The organism is Candidatus Omnitrophota bacterium (assembly GCA_016929445.1).
Taxonomy (GTDB): domain Bacteria; phylum Omnitrophota; class Gorgyraeia; order JAFGIU01; family JAFGIU01; genus JAFGIU01.
Genome location: JAFGIU010000048.1, coordinates 1 through 15,898, shown reverse-complemented (window position 1 = coordinate 15,898; position 15,898 = coordinate 1). Strand labels below are relative to the sequence as shown.

The 15,898-nt window shown below is 56.0% G+C and carries 15 protein-coding genes; all 15 read left to right on the top strand.

What is annotated here, in order from left to right; all coding sequences use genetic code 11:
* Positions 1-811 (top strand): translation initiation factor IF-2 (locus JW937_04115; GenBank protein MBN1586599.1); only part of this gene is annotated, 811 nt, incomplete at its 5' end.
* Between the two features lie 51 nt (positions 812-862).
* A complete protein-coding gene (locus tag JW937_04110) occupies positions 863-1,615 on the top strand; it encodes a segregation/condensation protein A (protein MBN1586598.1) in 753 nt (250 codons plus the stop codon).
* Complete coding sequence (gene scpB / locus JW937_04105; GenBank protein MBN1586597.1) at positions 1,585-2,253, top strand: SMC-Scp complex subunit ScpB; 669 nt, start codon at positions 1,585-1,587, stop codon at positions 2,251-2,253. The genes JW937_04110 and scpB overlap by 31 nt, the downstream gene beginning before the upstream one ends.
* Positions 2,216-3,283 (top strand): prephenate dehydratase, encoded by a 1,068-nt coding sequence (gene pheA / locus JW937_04100; protein MBN1586596.1) that lies wholly within the window; start codon positions 2,216-2,218, stop codon positions 3,281-3,283. Before scpB ends, pheA begins: the two co-directional genes overlap by 38 nt.
* 11 nt (positions 3,284-3,294) lie before the next feature.
* Complete coding sequence (locus tag JW937_04095) at positions 3,295-4,392, top strand: histidinol-phosphate transaminase (protein MBN1586595.1); 1,098 nt, start codon at positions 3,295-3,297, stop codon at positions 4,390-4,392.
* Positions 4,389-5,402 (top strand): 3-deoxy-7-phosphoheptulonate synthase, encoded by a 1,014-nt coding sequence (gene aroF, locus JW937_04090; GenBank protein ID MBN1586594.1) that lies wholly within the window; start codon positions 4,389-4,391, stop codon positions 5,400-5,402. The genes JW937_04095 and aroF overlap by 4 nt, the downstream gene beginning before the upstream one ends.
* Positions 5,395-6,255, top strand: a complete 861-nt coding sequence (locus JW937_04085) for a prephenate dehydrogenase/arogenate dehydrogenase family protein (GenBank protein MBN1586593.1) — start codon at positions 5,395-5,397, stop codon at positions 6,253-6,255. The genes aroF and JW937_04085 overlap by 8 nt, the downstream gene beginning before the upstream one ends.
* 477 nt (positions 6,256-6,732) lie before the next feature.
* Positions 6,733-8,541, top strand: a complete 1,809-nt coding sequence (rpsA, locus tag JW937_04080) for a 30S ribosomal protein S1 (protein MBN1586592.1) — start codon at positions 6,733-6,735, stop codon at positions 8,539-8,541.
* On the top strand, positions 8,465-9,787 hold the full coding sequence (locus JW937_04075; protein MBN1586591.1) for a tyrosine--tRNA ligase: 1,323 nt from the start codon (positions 8,465-8,467) through the stop codon (positions 9,785-9,787). The genes rpsA and JW937_04075 overlap by 77 nt, the downstream gene beginning before the upstream one ends.
* Positions 9,788-9,827: 40 nt before the next feature.
* Positions 9,828-11,480 (top strand): hypothetical protein, encoded by a 1,653-nt coding sequence (locus JW937_04070; GenBank protein ID MBN1586590.1) that lies wholly within the window; start codon positions 9,828-9,830, stop codon positions 11,478-11,480.
* A complete protein-coding gene (locus tag JW937_04065; protein ID MBN1586589.1) occupies positions 11,480-11,929 on the top strand; it encodes a PTS sugar transporter subunit IIA in 450 nt (149 codons plus the stop codon). Before JW937_04070 ends, JW937_04065 begins: the two co-directional genes overlap by 1 nt.
* Positions 11,930-12,004: 75 nt before the next feature.
* Positions 12,005-13,726, top strand: a complete 1,722-nt coding sequence (locus tag JW937_04060) for an NAD+ synthase (protein MBN1586588.1) — start codon at positions 12,005-12,007, stop codon at positions 13,724-13,726.
* A gap of 52 nt (positions 13,727-13,778) precedes the next feature.
* Positions 13,779-14,477 carry a response regulator transcription factor gene (locus JW937_04055; protein ID MBN1586587.1) on the top strand — a complete coding sequence of 233 codons (699 nt, stop codon included), beginning with the start codon at positions 13,779-13,781 and terminating at the stop codon, positions 14,475-14,477.
* A gap of 2 nt (positions 14,478-14,479) precedes the next feature.
* On the top strand, positions 14,480-15,187 hold the full coding sequence (locus JW937_04050) for a histidine phosphatase family protein (GenBank protein ID MBN1586586.1): 708 nt from the start codon (positions 14,480-14,482) through the stop codon (positions 15,185-15,187).
* Positions 15,184-15,898 (top strand): 23S rRNA (adenine(2503)-C(2))-methyltransferase RlmN (locus JW937_04045; protein MBN1586585.1); only part of this gene is annotated, 715 nt, incomplete at its 3' end. The genes JW937_04050 and JW937_04045, both read left to right, overlap by 4 nt.

Genomic DNA, 15,898 nt, shown 5'->3' with positions numbered 1-15,898 from the left:
GGCCAAGCCTGTGGCAATTCTGGGCTTGTCCGGAGTGCCTCAGGCGGGAGATGTTTTCTATGCCGTGGAAGACGAAAAGAAGCTTCGCGAAGTAGTGGAGTCCAGGAAGGCCTCGACCCGGCAGAAGTCCATGGTTGAGTTCCAGCGCGTGCGTTTGGAAGATCTGCATGACCTGATTCAGGCGGGCTCCATCAAAGAACTGCGATTGGTGGTGAAAGCCGATGTGCAAGGTTCTCTGGAGGCTTTGGTCTCGGACTTATCCCGTTTATCCAATGACCAAATCCGGATGACCATTTTGCATAAGGGTGTTGGGCAGATCAATGATTCGGACGTGATTCTTGCCGATGTAAGCGGTGCGCTTCTAATCGGGTTTGGAACGACTTTGACCAACGAGGCGGAAGCTCTTGCCAAGGAGAAACAGGTCGACGTTCAGATTTACAACATTATTTATGAGGCTACTGCGGCGATTCATGCAGCGCTGGAAGGCCTGCTGGAGCCCATGATTGAAGAAACGATTCATGGCCGGGCCGAAGTACTGCAGATTTTTAAGATTACAAAAGTCGGGAAGGTTGCGGGATGCATGGTCACTTCAGGGAAAATCTTTCGCGGTTCTAAGGTGCGTGTCATTCGGAATGATGAAGTTATTTACACGAGCAAGCTGCGGAACCTGAAACGGTTCAAGGACGAAGTAAAGGAGGTTTTCGAGGGAACAGAGTGCGGTATGTCCGTGGAGGGATTTGCAAATCTCAATGCCGGCGATATCCTCGAAGTCTTTGACACGCGGAAGGTGGCTCGAAAGCTGGTGAGCTAAGCGCTTCGGGATTCTCCGGCAGGACATTCGTCAAGCTGCCGACTCCAAAGTATGTCCTACAATATTCGCTTACAAGTATTTGAAGGACCTCTGGACCTTCTTCTCTACCTTATCCGTAAATCCGAAGTGGATATCGGCAATATTCCCATTGCCGAAATTACCGGCCAATACTTGGAGTATCTGAGTTGTATGCAGATGCTCGATATGGATGTGGCCGGGGATTTTGTGGTCATGGCGGCCACTCTGATTCAGCTCAAGAGCCGGATGCTTCTGCCGCCGGATCCGGATTTTGAAGACGAGGATCTTGAGGAAGACCCCCGGTTCCGGCTTGCGGAGCAGCTCAAGGAATACGAGAAGGTCAAAGAGATCGCCAAGTCCTTGCAGGGTATTGAAGACGAGCAGAAGAATATGCTAACACGGGACTCCGGTCTCAGAGGGCTGGATCTCAAATCGCAGGATCCGGAACCCTCCTTTGACGTGACGCTATTTGACTTGATTGCCGCCTTTTCTGATGCAATGCAGAAGCTGCCTCAGAATACCGCCATTGAAATCCGTGGAGCAGAGGTGACGGTGGAAGAAAAAGTCCACCTCTTGCTGCATTTGCTCGCGGAGAGAAGAATCGTCAAACTCAGTGAAGTAATCCTGGAAGCCCGCAGCCGTATAGAGATCGTGGTTACCTTTTTGGCCATTTTGGAACTCACGCGGCAGAGTGAGCTCCTGGTGCGTCAAGACCGGCCTTTTTCTGAAATCGAGCTAGTGAGGAATACGGATCCATGGATAGAACCCGAATCAAGCAAATCATAGAAGCCATTCTCTTTGTCAGTGAGAAACCCGTGACTCTCCACGAGCTGCTCAAGTTTATGGAAGAAGCGGAACGCTCTGAGATCGTGGACGCTATTGCCGAGCTCAAACAAGAGCTGGAAGAGCGGCAGCGGGGCCTGCGTATTGTGGAGGTGGCCGGGGGCTTGCGCTTCACGACACACCCTGATACTTCGGAGTGGTTGAAGCGTGTTTACAAAAAGCGATTTGCCGAAAGACTGAGCCGCGCGTGTTTGGAGACCTTGGCGATCATTGCGTACCGGCAGCCTTTGACGCGTCACGACATCGAAGCGGTTCGAGGAGTGAGCGCGGATGCGGCCTTGGGAACTTTGATCGAGAAACGATTGATCCGCATCAGCGGCCGTAAGGAGACCCCCGGACGGCCTTTGCTTTACGGTACTTCGCGGGAGTTCCTGGAGTATTTCGGCCTGGATTCCTTAAAGGATTTGCCCAGGCCGGGCGAAGTCAAAAATCTGATTCCCGCCAATATGGTGGACGCCGGCGCCTCTACAACGGGCACGATGGCGGAGGCCGAGGAAAACGAAGACACCGGGGAGACGGAACCCGCACAGGAGACGACAGAAGATGCCCAGCCGCATGCAGAGTCTGCGCAAGAAAATTGATCTTATTGATTCTCAGCTTCTGAAACTGCTGAACGAGCGCGCCGGCTGCACGCAGGAAATCGGTGCGATCAAAAACCGGGCCGGCAAGCGGGCTTATGTGCCTGAGCGTGAGAGTGAAGTTTACCGGCGTCTTTTGGAGATGAACAAAGGCCCGCTGAACAAGAAGGCGATCATTGCGATTTATCGCGAAATCATGTCGGCTTCTATTGCCCTGGAGCAGCCTATGACCGTGGCCTATTTGGGCCCGGAGTGGAGTTTTACCCACTTGGCTTCCTTAAAGAAATTCGGGGATGCCGTGGAATACCGGGAGTGCCAGACCATTGGCGAGGTTTTTGTCGAGGTCGAAAAAGGGCGCTCCCATCACGGAGTGGTTCCCATTGAGAATTCCACGGAAGGTGCGGTCAATCACAGCTATGACCTTTTCATGGAATCGGATCTACAGATTTGTTCGGAACTCTTTATGGATATCCGGCACAATCTCATGTCCACGGGGGCCCTTTCATCCATCAAGAAGATTTATTCGAAGGCGGAGGTGTTCGGCCAATGCCGTGCCTGGCTGGAGGCCCATGCGCCTCACGTTGAGCTCGTGCCTGTTTCCAGCACTTCCCTGGGTGCGGAGATGGCGTCCCGGGAAAAGGGGACGGGTGCAATTGCCAGTGATCTGGCGGCCCGGCACTACAAGCTCAAGATAGTGGCGCGCTCTATTGAAGACCTGAACGATAATGTGACCCGCTTCTTGGTGATCGGCACGGAAAGCGCCAGCCGGACGCGCAGGGCCAAGACCTCGCTCATGTTTTCCGTGAAAGATAAAATTGGGGCCTTGCAGGAGATGTTGGCGCCCTTTAAACGCAATGGGCTCAATTTGGTCAAGATCGAATCCCGGCCCTCGCGCAGGCGGGCCTGGGAATATTATTTCTTTGTAGATTTGGTCGGACACCAGGCAGATCCGAAGGTCAAAAAGGCGATTGACGAACTGCAGAAGTACTGTACTTACTTGAAAGTATTGGGGTCTTACCCGACGGCTCCCTAGCGGACTCAGCAATGAAGAGAATCCAAGATCTCAAACGATCCCAACTCAATCACTTGAAACCCTATATCCCGGGTACGCCTGTGGATGAGGTGCGGCGCGAGCTCGGACTGAAGCGTGTGACCAAGATGGCTTCCAATGAGAATGCTTTTGGGGCTTCGCCAAAGGCAGTGGAGGCGATTCGCCGCTATGCGGAATCTGTTTATCAGTATCCGGAGAGCGGATGCTTTTACCTGCGCGATGCTCTAGCTTCCAGGTTGGAGCTCAAGCCCGAACAACTCATCTTTGGAAACGGCTCAGATGAACTGATTACTCTGATGTATCGTGCCTTTATCTCCCCCGGAGACGAAGTGCTGGTTGCGTCTCCGACCTTTCTCATTTATGAGATCGCGGCACAGATTGCGGGAGCTAAGATCGTGAGCGTACCGCTAAAGAATTGGCGCTATGACCTGGAGGCGATGAAGGCGGCTGTGAACAAACGCACCAAGTTAGTGTTTTTTGCCAATCCTGACAATCCTTCCGGCAGCTATTTTACAAAGAATGAATTTGAGAGTTTTATGCAAGATCTGCCCAAGGACCTCCTGATTTTTATGGATGAAGCCTATTTTGAGTTTGCACCCAAGGAGGATTTCCCGGACGTTCTGAACTGGATCCGGAAACACCCGATTCTGGTCAGCCGGACATTTTCCAAGGCCTATGGTTTGGCGGGACTGCGGATCGGGTACGGGATGGCGGACAAGGACATGATCCAGGCGCTGGATCAGGTACGAGAGCCCTTTAATGTTAACCTGCTGGCCCAAATCGGAGGCCTGGCCGCTCTCCGGGATCGTTCCCATTTGTCCCTGACCCTGCGATTGACCCATCAGGGAAAACAGTATCTTTACGAAGAATTCGAAAAACTGGGCATTGATTTTGTGCCCTCGGCCACAAATTTTGTCATGTTCCGGGTCAAAGAGCCGGCCAAGCAACTGGCCCGCAGGATCCTCATGAAGGGAATTATCATCAGGGATCTGGGGGCTTGGGACTTGCCGGGTTGTTTAAGGGTGACTGTGGGCAGTTGTGCCGAGAATGAGCGCTTTATCCGTGTCCTTAAGCAGGAGATGAGGGCATGATCATAGTCTTAAAACCGGATATCACCCAGAAGCAGGTGGACCACATCCTGGATAGAGTGCGGGCTATCGGGCTCAAACCCATGGTCTCCAAGGGTGTGGAACGCACGATTATCGGAGTCATTGGGGATGAGAACCGCCTGCGTACAGAGCCTCTCTCCATCTTTCCAGGTGTGGAGAAGGTGCTCGAGGTTACCGCTCCCTACAAACTGGTTTCGCGGGAATTTAGGCCTGCGAATTCTATTATCCATATCGGCGACGTGAGTATAGGCGGCAAAAAGATTGTGACTATGGCGGGGCCATGCACACTGGATTGCCGTGAGAATCTCTTTGAAGTTGCTCGTAAAGTGAAGAAGGCCGGAGCAGGGGTGCTGCGCGGGAGTGCTTTTAGACCGAGTAGTGCGCCCGTGAGCGTGCAGGGTTTGGGGGAAGAAGGCCTGGTCTTGATGCGCGAGGCTTGTGATAAATGCGGTTTAAAGATGATTACAGAGGTTATGAGCATCAATGATGTTGAGCTTGTCGCGAAGTATGCGGACATTCTTCAAGTGGGTGCGCGCAATATGCAGAATTATAATTTGCTCAGTGCTGTGGGGCAGATTAAAAAGCCGGTGGTTCTGCAGCGCGGTTTGGCCTCAATGGTTAAGGAGTGGCTCCTTGCCGCTGAATACATTGCGGCAAAGGGCAATACCCAAATTATTTTCTGTGAACGCGGAATCCGGACCTTTGAATCCGAAACTCAGTTTACTTTGGATCTGAGTGTAATTCCGATTGTGAAGCAGTACTCGCACTTGCCGGTCGTGGTCGAGCCCAGTCATGCGGTTGGGAAGTGGGGGCGGGTACTGCCCATGGCCTTAGCCGCTGTGGCGGCGGGTGCGGACGGCCTTATTTTGGAAGTGCACGCCAAGCCGGAGGAGTCCTTGTCTTGCGGGCCTCATGCGCTCCTTCCCAGGAATTTCAGCAAACTGATGCGAGAGCTGCAGAAGGTGGCACAGAGTGTGGGGCGCGATGTCTAAATCGAACCAGGAAAAACCCCTGTTTGACACAGTCGCGATTCTCGGCCTGGGACTGATGGGAGGCTCCCTGGGAATGGCGCTCAAACAAAGGGGTGTGACGCGCTGTGTGTCGGGTTTTGCGCGCAAGGAGAGCGTGCGGAAAGCCGCGCTCAAGCTCGAGGCCGTGGACCAGGTTTTTTCCGACCCGCAGCCTGCTGTGGCAGGTGCAGAGCTCGTTGTCCTGTGCACCCCTCTGTCGACGATGGCTGGTTTGGTTGAGAGGATTGCAGGAGCGCTGCAGAGTCAAGCCGTGGTGACTGATGTGGGCAGCACCAAGCTGGAGATCCTGACTGAACTCCAGAAGCTTCTGCACAAGGGGACTCATGTGGTGGGCTCCCATCCCATGTGCGGGTCGCACCTGACCGGTATTATGGCGGCATCGCCAGACTTGTACGAGGGGGCTCCCTGTTTTGTGACGCCGACGGCCAGAACTCATGGGGCCTCCCAGCGCCGGGTTGAAAAGCTTTGGCGTTCCATCGGATGCAAGGTCAAACTTCTGAGCCCGGGGGAGCACGATCGTTTGGTGGCGGCTATCAGCCATGTGCCCCATCTGGCGGCTGTGGCCCTGGTCAATGCCGCGACCGATGAGCAGCTCGCCTTTGCAGGAAGCGGGTTCATGGATAGTACTCGGATTGCTGCCGGCTCCCCTGAACTGTGGCGCGATATTTGTGTCACGAATCGCAAAGAAATCGGACGGGGGCTGAAGGCTCTGATTGCTGAACTCCAGAAGGTGGAGCGCCAGGTCCGGTCGGGCCGGGACCAGACCCTCACCGCCACTCTTGAAAGAGCCTCCGAACGCCGCCAGAGACTCTAAGAAGTCTTCCTTTGGACAATTTTTCCGCACTACGGTCGGGACCGGCCACCTCGCTCCGGATCGCCTTATATAGTTTTTTCATTGAATGGTGAAGTACGGGGGGCCGCCCCTCCCTCAAGCGCGGATAAACCGATTCCTTTGTGTGTGCGGGGTACCCCTGCCGTGTTGGCTAGTTACAGGGGACATATCTCCTTCGGAGATGTGTCCCCCCAACGTCCTTGGAGAGCCGTGCCTCGAGACAGCTGGCGGAGCATCTCGACCGACCCGATACCATGACCCAAGGGGACGGTTCTCGTGTAAGTCCATGCTGCGAAAAGAATAGGCGAGACCTGTCCCTGAGGTGTTGCGCGGATGCAGCTGGCGGGCGTCTCTTGCCTTAAACCCCCTGGTTGTGGTATTATCCACCACTATGTCGGCTCATGGGCTCGGTCCCAGGGCCGGCAAATCTATGAACACGAGGTGATTGCAGTGAGTTTAGTGAGCAAAGAAGATCAGCTCCCAGAGGAGCTGGAGCAAGTCAGTCAGGAAGATCAAGAGCTGGACGAAGAGCTGGCAGCTCTTTACGAAGAATCCATGAACGACCTGGACGAGGGCGCGGTGGTTAAGGGAAAGATCCTTTCCGTGTCCAAGGGCGAGGTTGTGGTGGATGTCGGTTATAAGTCCGAGGGAGTCATCCCTCTCCATGAGTTCAACAACGCGCCGGTCGCTGTCGGCGACGAAATTGACGTGCTCGTGGAGGTGTGTGAGGACGAGGACGGCATGGTTGTGTTGTCCCGGCAGAAGGCGGAACGCACGCTCGGATGGGAACGCTTTATCTCTAATTATGAGGAAGGTGAACTCATTCAGGGCCGTGTCACTCGCAAGGTCAAGGGCGGTTTGATGGTGGATATTGGAATTGAGGCCTTTTTGCCCGCCTCCTTGACCTCCACAAAGGGGTATCCGGACCTCAACCGGATGGTGAGCCAGACGTACAAATTCAAAATCATCAAGGTCAACCGCAGCCGCAAGAATGTGGTGCTTTCCCGCCGTGAGGTGCTTATGGCCGAGCGCGAAGAGGCCCGCGGCAAGTTGCTCGTAGATCTTGAGGTCGGCCAGATCCGTGAAGGTGTGGTCAAGAATATCACGGACTTTGGTGCGTTTATTGATCTTGGCGGAGGAGTGGACGGACTGTTGCATATCACGGATATGGGATGGGGCCGGCTCAACCATCCGAGCGAGGTTGTGAGCGTGGGGGATTCGATCAACGTAAAGATCCTGGATTTTGACCAGGAGAACATGAAGATCTCTTTGGGCCTCAAGCAGACCATCCCCAGTCCTTGGGAAAATGTGGAGACCAAGTACAATGTCGGCGACCAAGTCGCCGGCAAGGTTGTTAACCTCATGCCCTACGGCGCCTTTGTGGAGCTGGAGAAGGGAATTGAGGGACTTGTTCACGTCTCCGAGCTCTCTTGGACGCGCCGTGTCGAACATCCGAATCAGGTCCTCACGGTTGGGGACCAGATCACGGTGGTCGTGCTCAATGTGGACCAGGATAAGCAGAAAGTGGCTTTGGGCTACAAGCAGACCCAGGCCAATCCTTGGGCTGCTGCCCAGGCGGCTTATCCGGTGGGCTCCAAGGTCAAAGGCAAAGTGCGCCACTTTGTGGAGTACGGTGCCTTTGTGGAGCTGGATGATGATCTCGAAGGCCTCATCCACATCTCCGACATGTCCTGGACTCGCAAGGTAAACCATCCGGCCGAGATCCTCAAAAAGGGTCAAGAGGTTGACGTGGTCATCTTGACTGTGGACGCGGACCAGCAAAAAATCGGTTTGGGTCTGAAGCAATTGATCACCGATCCCTGGAGCCGCATTCTGGAGGAGTACCCGATCGGCAAGGAGGTCGACGGACACATCACGAAGATCACTAACTTTGGATTGTTCGTGGAACTCGAGCAGGATGTCGAAGGGTTGGTCCATGTTTCGGAGCTGCCGGAAAAACCGCAGGGTTCGCTTGAGGATGTCTTCAAAGACCATGTGGGCAAAGAAGTGCGTGTCCGTGTGATCAAGGTCGACAACGATAAGCGGCAAGTCGGTTTGAGCATGATGGATTTGGATCAGCCTCATGATTTCAAAGCCATCATTGCCGCGAGTGCCGCAGCGGCCTTGGAAAAGGCGCAGGAAGGGTCTGATGAGCCCGACTCCGTGGAGGCCGTGGATGGCGGCGACTCTGATGGGGATTCCCAGGCCAAGGCCCAAGAGGAGCCTAAAGCGTCCACGGAGACGGAGCCGGACAAAACTAAAGAGTGAGACGGTGAGCTTGAGTAAGGAAACTCAGGACCAACTTCAGCAGCTCACGCGTGGCGTGAGTGAGGTGATCTCTGAGGATGAACTCGCTCAGAAATTAGAACAGGCGCGGAAGGAGAAACGTCCTCTTCGAGTGAAGGCGGGCTTTGATCCAACCGCGCCTGATCTGCATTTGGGACACACGGTCCTGTTCAGGAAGCTCAGACAATTTCAGGACCTCGGGCACCGGGTGCAGTTTTTGATCGGCGACTACACTTCACTGGTCGGCGATCCCTCCGGACAAAACCAAACCCGGCCGCGCCTCACCCCGGAACAAGTCGAGGTCAACGCCCAAACTTACCGCGATCAAATCGGCATGTTGCTCCAAACCGGGGGAGAACTCTTCGAGACCTGCTACAACAGCCGTTGGTTCGGGGAGATGTCCTTTGCCAATGTGATTGATCTGAGTTCCCGTTACACAGTGGCCCGGCTCATTGAACGCGATGATTTTTCCAAGCGCCTCAAGGAAGGCCGTCCCATCAGTTTGCTGGAGCTTTTGTACCCCTTGATGCAGGGCTATGATTCTGTGGCTCTGCAGGCGGATATCGAATTGGGGGGTACGGACCAGAAGTTCAATTTGCTGGTCGGCCGGGATCTGCAACGTGAGTATGGCCAAGCCCCTCAGGTGGTGATGACCCTGCCCCTTCTGGAAGGCTTGGACGGAGTCCAGAAGATGAGCAAGTCCCTGGGCAACTATGTGGGCATTTACGAGGCCCCGGGGGAGATGTTCGGCAAGCTCATGTCCATCGGGGATGAGCTGATGTGGAAGTATTTTGAGTTGCTCACCCAAGTGCCGGTGGGTGAGATCGAGACTCTGCGCACGGAGGTGCAGGGCGGCCGCGTTCACCCCAAGGCAGCCAAGGTGCGCTTGGCTCAGAGCATTGTCACGGATTACCACGGCGTTGAAGCCGCCCGGGCTGCAGCCGAGGAATTTGACCGCATCTTTTCCAGACGCGAGGATCCGACGGATGTGGCGGAGAAAACCGTGCCTGCTTCGGAGCTCAACGAGGGCCGGATCTGGATTGTGCGCCTGTTGGAGCTCAGTGAAATGGCTCCTAGCCGCAGCGAGGCCCGGCGCCTGATCCAGGGCGGGGGAGTGGTTTTAGACGGCCGGCGCGTGGAAGGAGTGGATGACCAGGTCGAGCTCAAAGCCGGGGCCCTTCTCAAGGTTGGGAAGCGCCGCTTTGTGCGCTTGAGCCCGGGCAACTGATTGAGAAGTGTTTACGTTTCAGAATATTTTTGTTGACAGAATGAAAACACAGCTCTACGCTTTGGGCATAGGAGGGAAGACCTTGAAGCGTACGGGCTGTTTTTTATTTGGGTTTTGTCTGGCGGGCGTTCTCCTCTGCCAAAGCCAGGTTGGAGCTGCCTGGGACTGGGAGCTGGCCGAGTCCCGGTGGCCGTATGCGTCCTCTCCGCTGCACGTGGCAGGTTCTGCGGAGTCCGGCAGGCTGTATGTGGGGACCGGGACCGGGGAGCTCTGTTTCTACAATCTGGACCTCAGGCAATGGGAAGACCTTCCGCCTCCGCCTGCTCCACCTGAGCCCATCGCTGCTCTGCTTCAAATTCCGGACTTTCTTTTTGCCTCTGTAGGCAGCCGGATTTGCCGCTATGAGCTGAGCTCCGGGCAGTGGAGCTCTCTGCCCAGTTATGCGGATCGCTGGGGGCGTGTGCATGACTTGGCTTGGGATTCGCAAAAACAGCAGGTTCTGGTTGCTTCGGACAACGGGCTGTGGGCCGTACCGCTGGCTGAGGGAAGTCCCCAGCGTATACGTGCACTGCCGGAGACAGCTTGCTATCAGATCTTAATCACACAGAGTGCCCATTACGCAGTCAATGCGCAGGGCATCGGGTGCGCGTTGCACGGGGCAGGTGAGTGGCAGCAAAGCCTTCAGCTCAAAGCCGCGTCTATGACTTTGGAAGAGCTCTATGATGAGGATTTTGATGAGGCTCCGGAGGGAGCTTCCTGCCGCCTGGCGGCAGTTCCGGCAAAGGAATCGGAGGCAGAGCTCTGGGCTGTGGGGCAGGGCCGGTTCTGGCGGCTCAATCAGGAGGGGCAGTGGGAGTCTGAAGCTGCACAGGGCCTTCCCGCCGAAGTCCCGGCAGATTTGGCCGTATGCCCAGGGGAGCTGGAGGATTCGGTTCTTGCTCTGGTGCGGGGACAAATCTGGGAGGGTATCCCGGGTTCGAATTCCTGGGAAGAACTCCATGCCCCGCAGCCCGGTGAACTATTGGACTTGGCGTTTTTGTCCGGCTCTGTCCCGTACCTTGCGGCCGTGGGGGCCCGCGGTTTCTTTTTGTGGCAGCGCTCCGAGCCGCGTGCGGTGGCTCAGAACTCTGGGGTGGATACCCATCGATGGTTTGAGTGGATTGAAAACGAGCCTTGCATTGAGGAGGTCCAGGACGCGGCTGAACGCGTGGCTAATGTCCGGCCCGGACAAATTCGTGCCTGGCGCCGCCGTCTGGCCTGGAGCGCCTGGCTGCCCAGCGTGAGCATCGACTGGGATACGGATCAGACCGTGGGGGACCGGGTGGACGAAGGGACTTTTCCTGTTTACCAGGTCATGGATGTGCAGAGTTCCGGGGATTCCTGGGGGGTGGGCCTCAGGTGGGATATGACGGAGTTGATCTGGTCGGGTGATGAGATTTCCATTGATGGGCGATCCCGTCTGCGCGCGCAACTGCGGGATGAAATTCTGCGTGACGTGAACCGTCTGTACTACGAACGCAGGCGCCAGCAACTGGATTGGCTCCAGAACTCTGCGGATTCCCAGCCCTTGACGCCTGATGGGCTCCATGAAATACTCAAGCTTCAAGAGCTGACTGCGGCATTGGATTCCTTGACCGGGGGAGAATTCCGGGGCAGGTGGGTCCAGCCGCTCGAATTGGAGAGAGACTCCTAATGGCTGAAGAAAAACTGATTCTCAACAAGCATGTGGTGCTCAACCTCAGGGCCCGGACCAAAGACGGCGCTATTCGCGAGATGTGCGGAATTCTGGGAGATCATTCTTCGGTCAAGGACGCAAAGCGTTTGCTGCAGGATGTGATGCGCCGTGAAAACCAGGAGAGCACCTATGTGGGCAACAATGTAGCTATCCCGCATGCCATGTCTCCCGGGGTCACGGGAATCCGCGTGGGCTTCGGCCGTTCAATCAAAGGGATTCCCATCCGTACGCGCGGCAAGGAGACCAAGATTCACTTTGTTGTCCTCATTGTCTTTTCAGCCCAGCAGGTCAACAATTACCTCAGAGTTCTGTCCTACCTGAGTACTCATTTGCATGACCGGTCTACCCGTAAGCGCTTGCTCGAGTGCGAGACCGGGCAGGATATCCTGGCGATACTCACTCCTTGAGTGCGGACCTAAGCCCATTTGCTTCCCATTATTGACTCTGATAACATAATTATTTTAACGACAAGGGGATAAGACGTGGCCGTTGTCAATCCGACCCTTCGCATTGCCTTGGTGCAGCCCAATCTGACTGTGGGTGATCTCCATGGAAACGCAGAGCGTGTTCTCGAGGGGCTTGCGCGCGCGCAGGCTGTGGCAGCCGATCTGACTGTGTTTCCGGAGTTGACGCTTTCCGGATATCCTCCCGAGGACTTGTTGCTCAAACCCCAGTTCCGCAAGGACAATGCACGCACTCTGCGCCAGCTTGCACCCTATGTGCCCCACGGCATGACTGCGCTCATCGGTTTTGTGGATGAGGACAAGAAAGGCCATGTGTACAACGCTTTGGCCGTTATTGCCGGGGGGGTGATCCGCGGCGTGTACCACAAGATGTGCTTGCCCAATTACGGGGTCTTTGACGAGCGCCGCTACTTTACGCCGGGCAAAACAGTGGGAGTCTTGGCCTTGGGGGAATTGCTCATTGCGCTCTCCATTTGTGAGGACATTTGGCGCGAAAACGGTCCCTTGGATCATGACCGGGGAATTGCCGGAGCACAGATTATTGTGAATGCCTCGGCCTCGCCCTATCATGCCGGCAAACGCCGCGAAAGAGAGGATCTCTTGAAGCACCGGGCGCGCCAGCATCGCGCCGCCATTTGCTATGTGAATCTGGTGGGCGGTCAGGATGAACTGATTTTTGACGGATCCTCGCAGATTTGGTCGAGCGCGGGCAGGAAACTTGCGCAGGTTCATGCCTTTGAGGAGGATCTGCTTGTGCATGATTTGGAGATCCGGCCCCAGGCGAACCGGCGGGCCGGGGGATCCAATCGATCGGGGATCCGCTTGATTCGTTGCCCTAAGCCTCAGAATGAAGCGCGCCCCAAACTCGGCCGGCGCAAGCGTGTACCGGAACTTTCGCGTTGTGAAGAGATTTACAAGGCCTTGGTCTTGGGCACGCGCGACTACGTGCGCAAGAACCGTTTCAAAGCCGTATGTCTGGGTTTGAGTGGAGGGATTGATTCCGCCTTGACGGCCGCAATTGCTGCGGACGCTTTGGGAGCGGATCAGGTTAACGCGGTGGTGATGCCTTCGCCCTTCTCTTCCAAAGGCACGATGCATGATGCCGAGGCGCTGGCAAAGAACCTGGGGATAGGGCTTTTGCGTTTTCCGATCGAGTCTCTGATGAAAGAGTATGAGCAATCCTTAACCTCGACTATCGGCCACGACTACAGCGCTTTGGCGCGCGAGAATGTGCAGGCGCGGATTCGGGGCAATTTGCTCATGGCTCTCTCCAATTCGTACGGGTGGTTGCTTTTGACAACCGGGAATAAGAGTGAGATGGCTACCGGCTACTGCACCCTTTACGGGGACATGGCCGGCGGTTTTGCCGTGCTCAAGGATGTCCCGAAAACGTTGGTGTACGAATTGTCTGAGTATCGGAATTCTGTCGGGTGCGTCATTCCGCGCACAGTGCTGACGCGGGCGCCCTCCGCTGAGTTGGCCAAGGGGCAGAAGGATGCGGATTCTTTGCCGCCCTATGAAGTCTTGGATCCGATCATCAAAGGTTATGTTGAGGAAGACCGCAGTTATTCGGATTTGGTTCGAGCCGGTCATCGGGCGGATGCGGTGCGCCGCACCATTCGACTCGTGGACGGAAGTGAGTACAAGAGACGCCAGGGTCCCCCGGGGGTGAGAATTACACCTCGCGCTTTTGGGAAGGACCGCCGGATACCGATCACCAACCGCTATGCCCAGTTTTAGTCCGGAGGGCTCATGCCGTGTCCGGACCAAAGACCTGTAATAGGTGAGCAGAGTGACCCAACTCTTGATCGTGACCAACAATCCGCAGGCCTTTAAAACATTTCGTGAGGCGGTGCACGGCCTGGGCTGGAGTGCGCGCTGCGTGACTTTTGAAGAGGCGGAAGGTATGGGCGCCCAAGCCTCAGGCTTTGATGCGGTTTGTCTGTGTTGTGCGGGGGCCCAGGCGCCTGCACTCAACGAGGCCTATGAACTATTGCAGGGGAACCCTACGCTGAGCCCCCTGCCTTTGCTGTTGGTTTTGAGTCCGGCTCAACTCGCTTCAGTGGACCCAAAGTGGGAGTTGGCGGATTTCCTGACTTGGCCGGCCCATCGGGAAGAGCTGCAGTTGCGGCTGGAACGCTATGCCCGTCCGGGAGGGTCTGCGTCGAACGGTTCTCACGAAGTGCGCTTCAGGGACTTGTGCATTGATTTGGAGCGTTATGAGGTCCGCCTGGGCAGGCAGCGTCTGGAGTTCACATTCAAGGAGTTTGAACTCCTCAAGTTTTTGGCTGTGAATCCGGGGAAGGTCCATTCCAGGGAGTATTTGTTGGACCGGGTCTGGGGCTTTGATTATTTTGGCGGGACACGCACAGTCGATGTGCATATCCGGCGGATCCGGTCCAAGCTGGGCCCCGAGGCCGAGGGCTATATCGAGACACTGAGAAATGTCGGCTACCGTTTTGTAGAAGAATTTAACGAGGGTACGGACTGAAGATGTCGGACGTCAAGATTTCAAACACTAAGAAGGTGGATCGCAAACTCAAATGGTTGCTGATTCGTCATGGGGAAAGCACTTGGAACGAGTCGGGGCGCATTCAAGGTTGGAGCAATCCACACTTGAGCGAAACGGGTCGTAAACAGGCCGAGAGGCTGGCCGCCCGGCTCAAGCGCACAAAAATTTCGCACCTCTACACGAGCCCTTTGCGCAGGGCCCGCCAGACTGCGACGGCAGTGGCTGAAGCTACCGGACTCAAGGCCTGCCCTGTTGAAGAGCTCAAGGAAATTTGTCTGGGGGATTGGGAAGGGCTGACTCCCTTTCAGGTGGACCGGCAATTCAGCAATGGGTATGCGTCGTGGCTCAAGGATCCGCACTCGGTGCGCATTCCCAACGCCGAGGGTTCCCGTCCGTTTGTGCAGCGCATCTCCAGGGCTTTTCAGCGTCTGCGTCAAGAGACGTCTGAGGGGACTGTGGCGGTGGTGACGCATGGGGGTGTTATTGCCGCCTATCTTTCCAGCCTGCTGGGTTCGGATTTTGACCGCACATTGCTTTCGATCCAACTCGATAACACCGGCCTCACAACCCTGGAGTGGATTAACGGCCATCCGTCCGTGCGCGGTGTGAACGACCACCGTCATCTCGGAGGCAATGTTGCTGCGCGCGGCTGGCACGCCCAGGCCGTTCGCACCGGTAAATCCGGATGAGCCCATCCGGGGAGAAATTCAAGCCCTTTCTGCTCGACCTGAGCGATGAGGAGCTTTGTGCCCAGTTTGCCGAGTGGGGGGAGCCTGCTTATCGTGTGCGCCAGGTTCTTTCCTGGATCATCGGGAAAGGGGCCGCGTCTTTTGCAGGGATGAGCAATCTGTCCAAGGGACTGCGGATAAGGCTGAGTCGCAGATTTCGATTGGGGGACTTGGAGCTTGCCGACCGGGTGGCTGCCGCTGACGGCACAGAAAAGTTTCTCTTTCGCCTGCGAGACAAAAATCTGATCGAGAGTGCCCTTATTCCCAGTTCGGATCGCTGTACGGCGTGTATTTCCACTCAGGTGGGTTGCCGTCTGGGATGCACTTTCTGCGCCAGCACCCGGGCGGGCCTGGTGAGGGATCTGGGTTCCGGAGAAATTCTCACCCAGGTTTTGACTCTGGATGCTGTGCGGCCGCTCACGCATCTTGTGGTCATGGGGATTGGAGAACCTTTAGAAAATTACGATGCGACCCTGCGGGCTTTACGCCGTTTGGTCGAGTACAGGGGATGGGCGGCCCGCCGCATCACGGTTTCGACCAGCGGCCTGGTCCCGGAAATTGAGAGACTGGCGCGGGAGGATTTGGGGATTCGGCTTTCTGTCTCCCTCCATGCCACGCGCCAGGAGCTGCGCTGGAAGATTATGCCCATTTCGGCGCGTTATCCTCTGGGAG